We start from the raw sequence: 13,660 nt of genomic DNA on the forward strand, positions 1-13,660 counted from the left end.
CCGCGCTAGTTCTGAGTCACCAGTCCGGGCGACAGGATCAGTTGCGTCGCATTCCTTACAGTCAGAACCGTTCCCGAAAGCAGACCGGAACGACCAGCCGTATCGCGTTGGAAAGCGGTGTTCAGATCGTCGCTCTGACTTAACAATCCGATCAGCAAGGGTGAGGACCCCAGCGTGAAATGCCGCGCACCATCCCCGTCCGAGAAGCTGCTGACATCAATGATGGTGACGGGATACTCTGACAGGCGGCCAGGGTCGGTCAGGCTTCCCAACCGCTCGACCGCTCCGTTGATCCGGGACGACAACATCAATGCCCTGTCACGGCTGGACACGAAGATCGCAAAAGGTTCAGGCAGGCTCTGGAAGCGGGAGGCTTGGGCCTTGAACAGATCGACATCCAGATCTGGTGAGACCAAGACCACACCGTTGAGGGCTGATTTGCTCCATCCGGGGGTCCTGATCTCGATCTGACGCAGGCTTTCCATCACGAGCATCGTGCCCAGCGAATGCCCGACCAAGACGATCCTGTTGGCCCCCGCTGAACCCAGATCGCGCAGGACTTTCTCAAGCCCGTCACGCGCGAAGAGAACGCTGTCGCGGTCATAGGTATAGCCGAGGGGATTTGCCGCACTGGGCCATGAATAATGCAGCGTCACGCCCGGAAGGTCATAATCATGCTTCATCTGCGCGGTGCGAAAGACGCCGTCGAAGAAGCTGTTGTTGTAGCCATGGACATAGACAAGAACCTCGCGCTGATCGCGCGGCAGCGCGGCCAGCCTTGCGGCAATCGCGCCATGGAACGGGGCGGGCGCGGTAAAGTCCTGCTTGGTGGCAATGGTGAAATCGGTCTGCGGATCAGGATTGGTCAGTCCGTTGCTGATTTGTCCCGGCACATGGGCGGGCGGGACGATCACGGACAGCTTGGTATAGCTGAGCGAACTTGCACGATCCGCGCTATACCAGCCCTCAGCATCCGGTGCGCGATGCGTCGCGACAAAGATTTCGTGAGCTGTCCCGACACGTTCGGCATCCGGGCGCAAAGGCGAAAATCCCCGTTCGGCACAAGCTGCCAGCGCCAGGGAAAGGGCCAAGATCAAAATCAAGCGCATGAGACCATCCGGAAAGATCAAGGATGGTGTAACGGCACTTCCGGTTCGACGCTATAGGACATACCGGCTGATATCGGTTGAACGCATCAACTCGCCCAGATTTGCATCCACGAAAGCTGCATCCACGGTAACACTCTGCCCCGCCTTGTCAGGGGCGGTGAAGGACAGTTCCTCGAAGACACGTTCCATCACGGTATAAAGCCGCCTTGCGCCGATATTCTCGACCGTGTGATTCACTTCGGCGGCGATTTTCGCCAGTGCAGCGATCCCTTCGGCGGTAAAAGTCACCGTGACCTCTTCGGTCGCCATAAGGGCCGAATACTGTCGCGTCAGGGCATTTTCGGTTTCTGTCAGAATGCGGACGAAGTCATCTTCGGTCAGCGCGCGCAGTTCGACGCGGATCGGCAGGCGGCCTTGCAGTTCGGGCAGCAAGTCGGATGGCTTGGCGATATGGAACGCGCCCGAAGCGATGAAGAGGACGTGATCGGTCTTTACGGGTCCGTGTTTCGTGCTGACGGTCGTGCCTTCGATCAGAGGGAGCAGGTCACGCTGCACGCCTTCGCGGCTGACATCGGCACCGCGGGCGTCCGAGCGGGCGCAGACCTTGTCGATCTCGTCCAGAAAGACGATCCCGTTCTGCTCTACCGCCTCAATCGCTGCGCGGTTGACGATTTCGTCATCGAGCAGTTTGTCGGCTTCTTCTCCGATCAGGATCTCGTAGCTTTCCGCGACGCTCAGCCGCTTGCGCTGCTTGCGCTGGCCGAAGGCTTTGCCGAACAGATCTCCGATATTCATCATGCCCATCTGGCTGCCGGGTTGGCCCGGAATATCCATCATCGGAAAGGGGCTGGAGGTGTCGGCGATATCCAGTTCGATCAACGTATCGTCCAATTCCCCGGATTTCAGTTTCTTGCGGAACATCTCGCGCGTGCCTTCGCGCGCATCCTCGCCTGCGATGGCGGTGATGACCCGTTCTTCTGCGGCCAGATGCGCCTTGGCGCGGACATCGTCGCGCATATGTTCGCGCGTCATGGCGATGGAGATATCCACCAGATCGCGGATGATCTGTTCCACGTCGCGGCCCACATAGCCGACTTCGGTAAATTTGGTGGCTTCGACCTTGATGAAGGGCGCGCGGGCGAGTTTTGCCAGACGGCGGCTGATCTCGGTCTTGCCCACGCCTGTCGGCCCGATCATCAGGATGTTCTTGGGATATACCTCGTCGCGCAGATCGTCGCCCAGTTGCTTGCGCCGCCAGCGGTTGCGCAGGGCCACGGCGACGGCGCGCTTGGCGTCCTTCTGCCCGATGATGAAGCGGTCCAGTTCGGACACGATTTCGCGGGGGGTCAGGTCTGACATATTCGTCCTTCCGGGAAAATCGGAGTTATTTGCGGATCGTCTCAACGGTCAGGTTGCCGTTGGTGTAGACGCAGATGTCGGAGGCAATCGCCATCGCTTTGCGCGCGATAGCCTCGGCGTCCAGATCGCTGTCCATCAGGGCGCGCGCGGCGGCGAGGGCGTAGTTGCCGCCTGATCCGATGGCCGTCACGTCATGTTCGGGTTCAAGCACATCGCCCGCGCCGGTGATCACATAGATATCGGCCCCATCGCTGACGATCAGCATCGCTTCCAGCTTTTGCAGGTATTTGTCCGTCCGCCAGTCCTTGGCCAGTTCGACCGAGGCGCGGGCCAATTGACCGGGCGTCGCCTCCAGCTTGGATTCCAGCCGTTCCAGCAGGGTGAAGGCGTCGGCCGTTGATCCGGCGAAACCTGCGACCACGTCAAAGCCGCCGGGTGACAGCCGCCGGACCTTGCGGGCCGTACCCTTGATGACGGTTTGTCCCAGACTGACCTGCCCGTCCCCGGCGATCACCACCTGGCCGCCCTTCTTGACGCCGATGATTGTCGTGCCGTGCCATCCGGGGAAGTCCTTGTCTGCCATCAGTCTGCTCCTTCTGTTGCGGAATATATGGAACTTGATGGAGAGGGGCACAAGGGCGGGCATTGGTCATGAAAAAGGGCGCCAAGATTGGCGCCCTGAATAAGATTGATATCAAAGGGATCAGATCGCGCTTTCGATCCAGCTTTGCAGCGCGGCCTTGGGGGCAGCGCCTGCACGGTTCGCCACGACCTGACCGTCCTTGAACAGGAACAGCGCCGGGATGCCGCGCACGCCCATGGCGGCGGCGGCATTGGGATTGCTGTCCACATCAACCTTGGCGATTTTCACGCGGCCAGCGAATTCAGCCGACAGCTCTTCCAGAGCCGGGCCGATTTGCTTGCAGGGGCCACACCACTCGGCCCAAAAATCCACCACAACGGGGATATCGGAATTCTTGACTTCGGCATCGAAGGTTTCGTCCGTCACAGCAACAGTGGCCATTGGCTTTCTCCTGTAGGAATGGTTGGCCCAGAACCTATGGACACGGCGCGTCAGCGTCAAGGGAGGGTGCTGCGTCGCAGCGCTTCCATCACGAGATCGTTCGGCAGGAACATCAGAGAGGCATTGCGGGTCCAGAGGACAGCCGTTTCGATCCTGCGACTCGGATAGAGCTGCGTCAACGCGGCGGCATAGGCACCCATCTGCCTCAGGATGCCTTCCGGACAGGTTTGAACATCTGGCGGAACGACGGCATTTGTCTTGAAATCAACTGCCAGGACATGGTCGGGGCCGATGATCAGCCGGTCGATCACCCCATGAATGCGTCGCCCGCCCAATGCGTCAAGACTGGCTGAGATCGCCACTTCCGCAAAAGTCTCGGGACCGAAGAGATATGTCAGCTCCGGCATGGACAGGACTGCCCGTGCCTCTTGAAGGAGGGTGAGCGCCTCGTCCGGTGTGGCGCGCAACTCGCCTTGCGACAGGATCAATTGAGTCCGTTCATGCCAATCCGCAGGGTCCATGGTCGGAAGAACCTCGAGCAGCAGATGGATCTGGCTGCCCCTGAGTTTGGCGGCATCCTCGGTCAGGCCCGCGTCGCCGGGAAGGGCCTTGGCGCCCCCCAGATCATCTGACGGGCTGAGGGTTTCGAGCGGGTGGTCGGCCGACGGCGCCGGAGCGTGAAAAAAAGGCTCCAACAGTATCGTATCGGCATTTTCCGCAGAAACAGTCTCTGCCAGAGGAAGTGTCCAGTCACCGCTTTCCAGCCGAAGCCCACCACCGAACCCGAAATCATGACCCACGGCACCCACGGATTGCATCGCGGCCTCGACCCGGTGGAACCAGCTGCTGCCATCCTTACCCAGATCGCCCGCCGCCGCGACGATCAGCCATTTCTCGGCCCGGGTCATCGCCACGTAAAGCAACCTGTCCCGCTCGGCCTCTTGTGCTGCCTTTTGCGCGTCCTGTGCAGAAACCAAAAGGCTCGGTGCATCGCCGCTGGCGGTTTTCCAGAGCGCACGGCCCTGATGCACCAGCATCATGTCGCGGATCGTGTTGTCGCGCCGCCCGGCATCGGGAAGGATCACGATCGGCGCTTCGAGCCCCTTGGCCCCGTGCACGGTCATGACGCGGATCCGGTTTCCCGCAGCGTCCATCTGGCGTTTGATTTCAAGCTCGTCGGTTTCCATCCAGACCAGAAACCCGGTCAGGCTGGGTATATTGCCCCGTTCATAGGCCAGCGCCTGCGCCAGAAAGGCGTCGATCCCATCCTCGGCCTCTTGTCCCAGACGGGCAAGCAGACGCCTGCGCCCGTCGTGCCGCGTCAGGATGCGCTCGATCAAGTCATAGGGGCGCAGGAAATCGGTCTGGCCCCGCAGATCGTTCAGGATTGCGAATGTTTCAGGACGAATCTCCTGCTGTCCTCGCAACGCCTCCCAGAGATAGCCTTTTCGCCCATGCGCCAATGAATAAAGCTCTTGCTCGCTCCAGCCGAACAGGGGCGATTTCAGCGCGACGGCCAGCGAGAGATCATCCTCGGGCGTTGCCAGAAAGGACAGCAGTGCCGCCAGATCGCGCACGGCCAGTTCTGCCCCGACCTTGAGCCTGTCTGCCCCGGCCACTTCCAGCCCGTTTTCCTTGCAGGCGCGGATCACCTCGTGAAACAGAGAGGACCGACGCTGCACGAGGATGAGGAAATCGCCTTCGCGCACGGGGCGCATCCCGTAGGTGCCGCTGTTGCCAGCCTCGACCGGGATACGCTGACCCTTGTCGATCATCCGCCGGATCTCACGCGCGATGCGCTGGGCCAGCAGAACCATGTGATCCTGTTCGCCACGGCGGTCCACGGGATCATGCCAATCGCCCTTTTCTGGCGCTTCGGGTTTGTCGATGGCAGGCCAGAGATCGACGCGGCCGGGCATCTGGGCCTTGAAGGCACGGTGCCGCGACGTGACCGAGAACCCTGAATTGGCCCGCCCGACAAAGGTCTGATCCACCAGACGCAAAATCGCATCGGCAGAACGGAAGGAAAATTCCAGCTCCATCGACGACAGCGGCCTGTCTGTGGCTTCAAGGCGCTGGGCGAATTCGGCCTGCATCCTGTCGAATTCGCGTGGATCGGCCCCTTGGAAGGAATAGATCGACTGCTTCTTGTCGCCCACGACAAAGATGGTGCGCGGCACATCGGCGCGGGCGCCTGCGCCGCTGGTGAACTCCTGCGCCAGACGTTCGATCACCTGCCATTGCACGGGGCTGGTATCCTGCGCCTCATCCACCAGAATATGGTCGATTCCTCCGTCCAGACGGTAGAGGACCCATGCGGCGACCGCCGGATCGGTCAGAAGGTCGCGCGCCTTGACGATCAGGTCGTCGAAATCCAGCCAGCCGCGCAGGGTCTTTTGCCGCTCATAGGCGGGCAGGAAAGCGCGGGCGAAACGGTGCAGCGCAAGGGTTTTGTCGGCGGCATCCAGCGCGATCCGGGAGTCGCGGGCCTGTTCGACGCGGATCATCCATGCGTCCAGCGCTGGCATGATGTCGGAGAGCGTTCCTTGGCATGCCTTTGTCGGGAAAGTGCCGGTCTTGGCGGTATAGGGTTCCTTGGCGCCCGATCCCGTCAGGAATACGCCCTCATACTCGGGCAGTTCTGCGATGTCGGCGCTATTTAAACCTGCCAGCCGCAGACCCGCCTTCACATCATTCGTGCTGCTTTGTTTGAGCGCGGGAAGAAGTTGGCGCAGGATTTCCGGTTCGTCGCCCTGAAAGACGTCTCGGGCCAGATCGTCGCGGTTGTAACCGGGCGGCAGGCCGAACCAGTCCAGCACCGCGTCGCGGGTCACGTCAGCCTCGAATGCGGTTCGGTTGCCGGTAATGGCGCGGGTCAGATCGTCGAAGTCTTGTCCGGAATAGACCCGTGCCATCGCTTCGACCAGACCGGCCTGATCGCCATCCGCCATTGCCTGCACGATCTCGGCCCGCAGGCGTTTGGCGGTCTGGTCCTCCATCTCGGTGAATTGGGGGGTTACGCCGGCTTCCAGCGGGAAACGTCGCAGAAGCGAGGCGCAGAAGGAATGGATCGTCTGGATCTTCAGCCCGCCGGGGGTTTCGATGGCACGGGCGAACAGGGTTCTTGCCTGCCGCAAGGCATCGTCGTGGATCGCGCCGTCGATGCCCAGTTCGCGCAGGGCATCCCGCAGCGACTGATCCGGGAGCATCGCCCAGCCACCCAGCCGCTTGAACAGGCGGTTCTGCATCTCGCTGGCGGCGGCTTTGGTGTAGGTGAGGCAGAGGATGTGCTGCGGTTCGACCCCGGACAGAAGCAGGCGCGCCACCCGGTCGGTCAGAACGCGGGTCTTGCCTGATCCTGCGTTGGCCGAAAGCCATGTCGACCCATCCGGTCGCGCGGCCTGCACTTGTCGTTCGGTGGCGTCATCGCGGATCATGTCAGATCCTCGGGCGTCGGGTCCTGTGTGGCATCCCATTCGCCAAAGCGGGCCAGTTGATCGTAATCGCCTTTGTCGGCCTCTTTGAATACGGCGCGGCGCGAGGTATAACCCTGCTTCGGGCTGGAATAGGCTCTGATCAGGGCTGCGAACTCCTGCCAGACCTTTTCCGGCGGCTCCTCGTCCAGAGGGGCGAGTTGTTCCTTTCGCGTGCTGCCGACACCGATATAGGCGGCTTTCGCAACGGGGGCAGGATCAAGCCCAAGAAACGCGCCGCGTTCCGCCATCGCGGCCTCGAGCAGCAACTGCTTGTCGAAATAGCGCTGCTCATCCTTGGAGGGCAGGCTGCCGGTCTTGTAGTCGTAGATATGCAGCGCGCCGGTGTCGTCCTGATCAATCCGATCAGCTTTGACCGTCAGGGTGAAGCCAAGCTCGGGCAGCTCTGCCGCACCCTTCTGTTCGAACAGGATTGGCAGGGCGGCGGCGCGGCGGTCCTTCTCACTACTGACGAACCACGGGGCAGCGCGGGCCAAGCGCGTTTTCCACAGCACACGCATTTCGGGCCAAGGCACATTCTGCGCAAGAATGGCCTCTGCCAGAGTCATCAGACGGTCTTCGGTCAGGCTATCCGGGTCATCGCGGACCGTTTTGATGAAAGTTTCGAGAACATCATGGGTCACGATACCCCGCAGCAAGGCGTCGGGTGCCTGCATCAGACTGTCGAGGGGCCGCAGACCCAGAACATGCCGGGCATAGATCGCGTAAGGGTCGCGGATCAGGCGTTTGATCTCGGTCACCGAAAGCTGTTTCGGCCGCGCCGTAACCGGCGGGCGGGGGGATGGCCGGACCGCTGGCTTCTGGCGTATGGGCGTTTCCAGTTGGGCCACGCGATTCAGCCATGCGCCGCCGCGTTCCCGCATCTTCCTGAGTGCAGTCGGGCCACCCTGATCCGGCAGGCCGTCCAGAAGGTTCATCATCCGGTTCAACCAGCGTGAGGCGACGGTCTGCGCGTCGTCGGAGCGGATCGAACGGGTCAGCCAGACCTCTGGCGCCGCGATCGCCTGCTGGAAATCATGCGCCGACAGCCCGATCCGCCTTTCGGGCAGCAAAAGACCCGCATCATGACGCATCCGGCGGTTCAACCAAGGGTCTGGAGAGGGCATTTCGGGCCAGCTTCCCTCGTTCAGACCGCCCAGAATCACCAGATCTGCGCCCTGCACCCGCGCTTCGAGCGTGCCCCAGATCAGGATGCGTGGATGTGGCGCGTCGCGGTCGCGGACCTCGGCCCCGGACAGGATGGCACCGAACAGATCGGCATAGTCGGTGGCGTCCATCTCGCCGCCGAACCCGGCTTCTTGTCGGAGCATATCGACCACGCGCCGCGCCTCGCGCCCGGGTTTTTCTTCCCACAGGGTGCCCGTTCCCTCGCCCTCGCCACCTTGAGCGATCTTTTCGGCAAGGGTCACATGCGCCACGCAGCGATCTTGCAGGGGCTTCTCGCTGGGATCGCATTTGTCGATGAAGCAGGAAATGACCCATTCGATCCAGTCCGCGGCATCCGCTTGCTTGCGCGCCGCTGCCCAAGCCCGCAGGCGCGCGGCATCGGGAAAAGGCGGGCCATAGCGGCGTATGCTCAACTCCAGTTCGCGGGTCAGGCGCAGATGCGTGCCCCGGTTGGCCCCGGTATGGGTCAAGGGGTGGCCCAGAAGGGTGATCAGCGCCTCGGCGGTCAGCCTGTGCTGGAACAGAGCCGCGACATGCCGCAGAAACCGGCCAGGCGGTGACAGGTTCAGCGGCGTCCCGGCGCTGTCGTCGGGCAGAATGTTCCACCGGTCCAGCGCGGCGGTGACCTGTCGTGTCAGCATCCGGTCGGGAGTGATCAGGGCAGCGGTGATCCCCTCCTCTGCGGCCTGCCGCAACCGCAGGGCAATCGCCATAGCCTCGGTCCTGAGTGAGGGGGCTTCGACCAGGGTGACATTGGCGAAGCCATCGGGAATGTCGCGCAAGGCAGGCCCTTCGGACAACCACTGATCCGTCACGGGCGCGGGCCGGAGCGCCAGCGACATCACGGCGTTGCGGGGTGGACATGGTGGCGGCAGGTCGGACCATCGCTGAATATCGGACGGTTCGAGCTCCATATCGCGCATCAGCAAGCGGAAACGAAACTGGGGATGATCCTCGGCGGTCAACGCTTCGTTCAGCTCGGACCATGTCTGATCCGGCATGTCGAAATCGTATCCCGGCAAGACAATCGCCCCTTGCGGAAGGCGCGCCACAGCAGACATCAACAGCCGGGTCGTGCCGCGTGATCCGGTCGATCCGGCCACGATCACCGGATGCTGTGGCGGGTTCAGGTCCCACCGGGCGATCAAGCCTTCGATCACCCGGCGTTGGCGCGCTTCGCGGTCGGGTGAGTCGGATGAGCCGTCGAAGAACTGCTGCACGATCCCAAGGAATTGCTGCGCCCGCGCCCAATGACCGGACTGGTCTGTCACGTCCAGCGCGCGGATGACGTCAGGGCTGACGCCTTCGCCCTGCATCTCGTCCAGCAGGTTCGCCAGGCTGTCCGACAGATCATATAGCGAGGCGCGTGGTGCCAGATCGGGCTGGCTATCCAGCAGCCTTGCCACCAGTTGCGAGATCTCCAAACGGCGTCGCAACGGTGAAACGGCTGGTGCGATCCGGGCAAGATCGGCGTGATCTCCAAGGTCGGTCACAAGCTGGATTCGCGGCAGGAGCAGGGCTGGCCCCGCGTCGAACAGATCGCGGATCCGTCGGGCCATCCGGCGTGTGTTCACGATCAGCTGCACGCGGGCCAAAGCGTCTGGAGGGTGCCCGGCGTGACGTGTCATCAGGCCTTGCACCAGAGCCTTCGGGAAATCGACCCCCGGCGGCAGACCAAAGACGCGGGCCTTGTCCGTGGAGTCAAACATCGCCGTATCCGATCATCCGTTCCGCCATGGCGATCCCGTCGGGGTGGCCCACATCGCACCATTGCCCCGGATAGCTGAGGCCGAACAACCGTCCGTCCGCCAGCATCCTGTCCCACAGGATATTCAGGGAAAATGCCTTGTCAGTGATGCTGGACAATCCCTCGGTTCTGATGATCTGCGCCCCACCATAGATCAGGCCGGGTCCGCGAGTCATGCGACCTGCTGCATCCAGAACGAAATCGCCTCGGCCCGTGTGACCCACTGCCAATTGCGGCTGAATGCAGACGAGCAACGCATCCATGCGTGTCGGGTCCCATGCCGCCCGCGCCAGCGTCAGCGGATTGGGACCATGCCAGATTGCGTCCGTGTTCAGCGTGAAGACCGGCCCATCGCCCAAAAGCGGGAGGGCCTGCCGCAATCCGCCCCCTGTTTCGAGGATCTCGGGGGTTTCAAGGGACAGTGCGATGTCTTGGCCGGCCAGATGTGATGCCAGCATCTGGGACTTGTAGTGCAGATTGACCACTTTGCGCCCGATCCCCGCCGCGGTGACAAGATCCAGCGCATGATCCATCAGCGGCCGCCCCGCCACGGGGATCAGCGGTTTGGGCCGGTCGGCGGTCAGCGCACCCATCCGCGTGCCGAAGCCGGCCGCGAACAGCATCACGGCTTGGGGATCGTCGCGCATTTTTCCTTGAGCCTTTTCAGAATGGCGGGGGTTGGCGTTGGGAGGGCATCCGTGATCAGATCGGCGACGGGTGACAGGGCGGGATGTGCCAGATCCCGCAGCATGAGGTCCCAGACGCGGGGGATCAGATCAACGTAATGGGGTTTGCCGCCCATCAGGCAAAGTCTGCCGAATACCCCCAGAATCCGCAGATTTCGCTGCACGCCCAGCACGGCATAGGCCGCACGGAAAGTCGCATCGTCCTGACCTGTTGTCGCGATGTAGCGGGCGATCATCGCCTCCTCGATCACCGGGGGCACATCGCGCCGTGCATCCTGAAGCACTGACACCAGATCATAGGCCGGATGTCCCTTCATGGCGTCCTGAAAATCCAGAAGTCCCACGCGGGCGGGGCCTTGTCTGTCGGGCAGCCAGAGGAGGTTCTCGGCATGATAATCGCGTTGGATCAGCACCGGGGTTTCGCTGGCATATTTTTGCAGGATCGGGGCGAAGGCGGCGCGAAAAGCGTGCTCGGACGCGGGGTTTTCGGCCACCGCGCCGCCCAGATACCAACGCCATGCGAGTGCCGCCATGTCCAGCATGACGGTTGGATCATAGGGCTTGAGATCTGTCGGTGGCGTCGCCTGATGAAGGTGCATCAAGGCATCTGTCGCGGCCTCGTAAAGCGGTCGCTCCAGTTCCGGTTCGCGTGGGATCACGCGCGCGAAAAGGTCGTCTCCCAGATCCTCGAGAAGCAGAAATCCATGCGCGGCATCCTCGGCCAGAATCTCTGGCGCGCTGAGACCCAGACCTTTCAGAAAGCGGGCGATCTGCATGAAAGGTCCGACATCTTCGCCTTTTTCACGCGGCGCATCCATCAGCACGGCGGATCTGCCGTTCAGATGGAGCCGTTCATACTTGCGGTTCGAGGCGTCCCCTGCCAGAGGCTTGCGCACCGACCCGGACCAGTCGGTCCCGGCGATGAAATTGCCCGCAAGAGTGTTCCGATCAGTCATGCAAAATCCCATTCAAGCGGGCCGCCCATCCGGGGGCTGTCCATGTCATTGATACCTCGCGCTCATCTTCGGCCAGTCCCTGCGAGAAACGTAGTTTCAGTGCATTTCCCGGCTCTAGCGAACCCAGACGGTCGGGCCACTCGACAAGACAGATGGCCGTGTCGAAGGCGTCTATCAGGCCCAGTTCGATGACGTCGTCTGGCGATGTGAGGCGATACAGGTCAGCGTGCCAGATCTCGACCCCATCCGCGTCGTAGGTCTGCACGAGTGTGAAGGTCGGCGAGGGAATATCCTCGGGCAGAGCAAGGCGGGACTGGATCAGGCTGCGCGCGAAATGGGTCTTGCCTGCACCGATCGAACCCTCCAGCAACACCGTGTCACCGGGTTTCAGGCGGGCGCCAAGACGCACCGCGAGAGCGGCGGTTTGTTCAGGTGAGGACAGAGTGATCCGGGCGGTTTCTTGCAACATCGGGGCAGAGTAACGCGACCGTCACCGCCTGCAAGGGCCATCCGACCTGCGGTCAGGCAGGGCTGTGCAAAAGATCGCCCAGCGTGGGAACGGCAAGGGTTTCGCTGGTCTGGAACATGACCATCGTGGCCCCGCCCGCCATTGGCACGACCTGACAGGTCACCCTCCGACCGTCACGCAAGGTCACATCGGCCTGCCAGTCGCTGCGTTCGCCGAACTGCACCACAAAGTCGCGCAAGTCGCCCCAGACCGGCGTTGGCAGACTGCCCGCTTGCCAATGGCGCGATGCCTCGGTGACCGAGATGTCCGCAAAGCTGCTGTCGGGATCGATTCCCCACATCTGGCGGTAAGCGGTATTCGAGAATGCCAGAACGCCGGACGGCGAGAACACAGCGATGGATTGATCCAGCGTGTTCAGCACCGATTGACCCAGTTCGAGTTGGGACCGAAACCGCCGGGTCAGGGAAATCTCGGCGCTGATATCTTCGAAAAGGAAAGCAACCGCGCCGTCAGGATGGGGGCGTCCGCTGATCCTGTAGGTCAATCCTGACGGAAGGGACCATGTCTCGCGATATTGGCCATTGTCCGCGGCAGCCACCAGATCGGCGATCTGATCTCGCCAGGACCGGTAGTTCTTGGGTTCCGGCATCATTTGCCGATCCCGGAGCCTGTCGAAGAACGACAAAAGATTGGGTCGCGCGCTGAGAAACTCGGCAGGCAGGGATGTCAGGTCGATCAGTGCCGGATTGAACAGCGCCAACTGGCGTTTGCGGTCAAAGATCGCAAGGCCAATGGATAGTTGTGCGAAGGTCTTGGTCAGCGTCTGGACAAAGTTCCGTTGGGCGATTTCGGCGTTGACCACCGCATTCACATCGGTGGCATAGTTCATCCATCCCGTGTCCAGACGCAGCGAACGCACATCAAACCAATAGGGCTGCACCGAACCTAGGGGAGTGACTGACATCCGGTAGGATGTACTGTCGCTATCGGTCGTGTACGGGATCTCGAACAAGGCAGGGGAATCGGCGTCTGGTGGCGGATCAGGTTTGAAGCGGGCGACAAGCTCCCTGTAGGCCGTATTGGCCCAGATGACTTGCCCGGTTCTGTCGGATTGCCAGATCGGATAGGGCGCGCCGGTCACGGCTTGCCGCAGCCACCCGGCCTCGTCCTGAAGGGAAGATTGAAAAGGAATCCCGCCGCATTCGGACAGGGTCAGGCGGGTGTGTCCGTCCCACCAATCTATCACGAGCTGCCCGCCGTCACCTTGCAGAACGGGCTTCAGCGTAACGCGCCCCTGATTGCTTGCCATGTCCGGCGAGGTTGGCATGTCCGCAAACCTGTGGCTCAGGGCTTGCATCACCATGGACCAGTCGTTTTGCCAAGCGTCCAGGTTGCCGGGCGGAGCATTTTCGCGGACAGTCTCAAGAAGCCTCTCGGCCGGTTTGGTGGATTGCACCAGATTGTGCCCGGCGAAGAGGAAAACAGCCACGTCGGCATCCGGAGGATCGTTTGACGCGGCACGGTCAAGACTGGAATTACCGACTTTTGAGGCATCCGACAGCAAGAGCAGGATCAGAACCAGAGTGCCCAGGACCAGCCCCGCCGTGACGGCGCTGCCAATTTGCAGTTGGCTGAGCAGATCCATTCGC

Annotated in this window: 10 protein-coding genes; all 10 read right to left on the reverse strand. The window is 62.0% G+C overall.

All coding sequences use genetic code 11. The features are described from left to right. Positions 1-5: 5 nt before the first annotated feature. Positions 6-1,109: an alpha/beta hydrolase gene (locus PVW27_RS10790; RefSeq protein WP_274557586.1), complete on the reverse strand. Its 1,104-nt coding sequence runs from the start codon at positions 1,107-1,109 to the stop codon at positions 6-8. Between the two features lie 51 nt (positions 1,110-1,160). Then, complete coding sequence (gene hslU, locus PVW27_RS10795) at positions 1,161-2,468, reverse strand: ATP-dependent protease ATPase subunit HslU (RefSeq protein WP_274557588.1); 1,308 nt, start codon at positions 2,466-2,468, stop codon at positions 1,161-1,163. A 25-nt stretch (positions 2,469-2,493) separates the two neighbouring features. Next, positions 2,494-3,051, reverse strand: a complete 558-nt coding sequence (gene hslV, locus PVW27_RS10800; protein WP_274557590.1) for an ATP-dependent protease subunit HslV — start codon at positions 3,049-3,051, stop codon at positions 2,494-2,496. A gap of 120 nt (positions 3,052-3,171) precedes the next feature. After that, a complete protein-coding gene (gene trxA, locus PVW27_RS10805; protein ID WP_274557592.1) occupies positions 3,172-3,492 on the reverse strand; it encodes a thioredoxin in 321 nt (106 codons plus the stop codon). Between the two features lie 56 nt (positions 3,493-3,548). Continuing rightward, complete coding sequence (gene addA / locus PVW27_RS10810) at positions 3,549-6,929, reverse strand: double-strand break repair helicase AddA (protein ID WP_274557594.1); 3,381 nt, start codon at positions 6,927-6,929, stop codon at positions 3,549-3,551. Next, entirely contained in the window at positions 6,926-9,862 is a 2,937-nt protein-coding gene (gene addB, locus PVW27_RS10815) for a double-strand break repair protein AddB (RefSeq protein WP_274557595.1), read from the reverse strand. Before addB ends, addA begins: the two co-directional genes overlap by 4 nt. Beyond that, positions 9,855-10,547 carry a nucleotidyltransferase family protein gene (locus tag PVW27_RS10820; protein WP_274557597.1) on the reverse strand — a complete coding sequence of 231 codons (693 nt, stop codon included), beginning with the start codon at positions 10,545-10,547 and terminating at the stop codon, positions 9,855-9,857. Before PVW27_RS10820 ends, addB begins: the two co-directional genes overlap by 8 nt. Beyond that, positions 10,523-11,542, reverse strand: a complete 1,020-nt coding sequence (locus PVW27_RS10825; protein ID WP_274557599.1) for an aminoglycoside phosphotransferase family protein — start codon at positions 11,540-11,542, stop codon at positions 10,523-10,525. Before PVW27_RS10825 ends, PVW27_RS10820 begins: the two co-directional genes overlap by 25 nt. Further along, positions 11,535-12,011 carry a tRNA (adenosine(37)-N6)-threonylcarbamoyltransferase complex ATPase subunit type 1 TsaE gene (gene tsaE / locus PVW27_RS10830; protein ID WP_274557601.1) on the reverse strand — a complete coding sequence of 159 codons (477 nt, stop codon included), beginning with the start codon at positions 12,009-12,011 and terminating at the stop codon, positions 11,535-11,537. The genes PVW27_RS10825 and tsaE overlap by 8 nt, the downstream gene beginning before the upstream one ends. Before the next feature lie 52 nt (positions 12,012-12,063). Further along, entirely contained in the window at positions 12,064-13,656 is a 1,593-nt protein-coding gene (locus PVW27_RS10835; protein ID WP_274557603.1) for a PAS-domain containing protein, read from the reverse strand. Between the last annotated feature and the right edge of the window lie 4 nt (positions 13,657-13,660).

The sequence above is a fragment of the Seohaeicola sp. 4SK31 genome, from assembly GCF_028802875.1.
Classification (GTDB): Bacteria; Pseudomonadota; Alphaproteobacteria; order Rhodobacterales; family Rhodobacteraceae; genus Seohaeicola.

What these genes read in the sequence shown, in the direction of transcription:
- PVW27_RS10790 (WP_274557586.1), bottom strand. Translation starts at nt 1,109, where the DNA reads ATGCGCTTGATTTTGATCTTGGCCCTTTCCCTGGCGCTGGCAGCTTGT.
- addA (WP_274557594.1), bottom strand. Translation starts at nt 6,929, where the DNA reads ATGATCCGCGATGACGCCACCGAACGACAAGTGCAGGCCGCGCGACCG.
- trxA (WP_274557592.1), bottom strand. Translation starts at nt 3,492, where the DNA reads ATGGCCACTGTTGCTGTGACGGACGAAACCTTCGATGCCGAAGTCAAG.
- addB (WP_274557595.1), bottom strand. Translation starts at nt 9,862, where the DNA reads ATGTTTGACTCCACGGACAAGGCCCGCGTCTTTGGTCTGCCGCCGGGG.
- hslV (WP_274557590.1), bottom strand. Translation starts at nt 3,051, where the DNA reads ATGGCAGACAAGGACTTCCCCGGATGGCACGGCACGACAATCATCGGC.
- PVW27_RS10835 (WP_274557603.1), bottom strand. Translation starts at nt 13,656, where the DNA reads ATGGATCTGCTCAGCCAACTGCAAATTGGCAGCGCCGTCACGGCGGGG.
- tsaE (WP_274557601.1), bottom strand. Translation starts at nt 12,011, where the DNA reads ATGTTGCAAGAAACCGCCCGGATCACTCTGTCCTCACCTGAACAAACC.
- PVW27_RS10825 (WP_274557599.1), bottom strand. Translation starts at nt 11,542, where the DNA reads ATGACTGATCGGAACACTCTTGCGGGCAATTTCATCGCCGGGACCGAC.
- PVW27_RS10820 (WP_274557597.1), bottom strand. Translation starts at nt 10,547, where the DNA reads ATGCGCGACGATCCCCAAGCCGTGATGCTGTTCGCGGCCGGCTTCGGC.
- hslU (WP_274557588.1), bottom strand. Translation starts at nt 2,468, where the DNA reads ATGTCAGACCTGACCCCCCGCGAAATCGTGTCCGAACTGGACCGCTTC.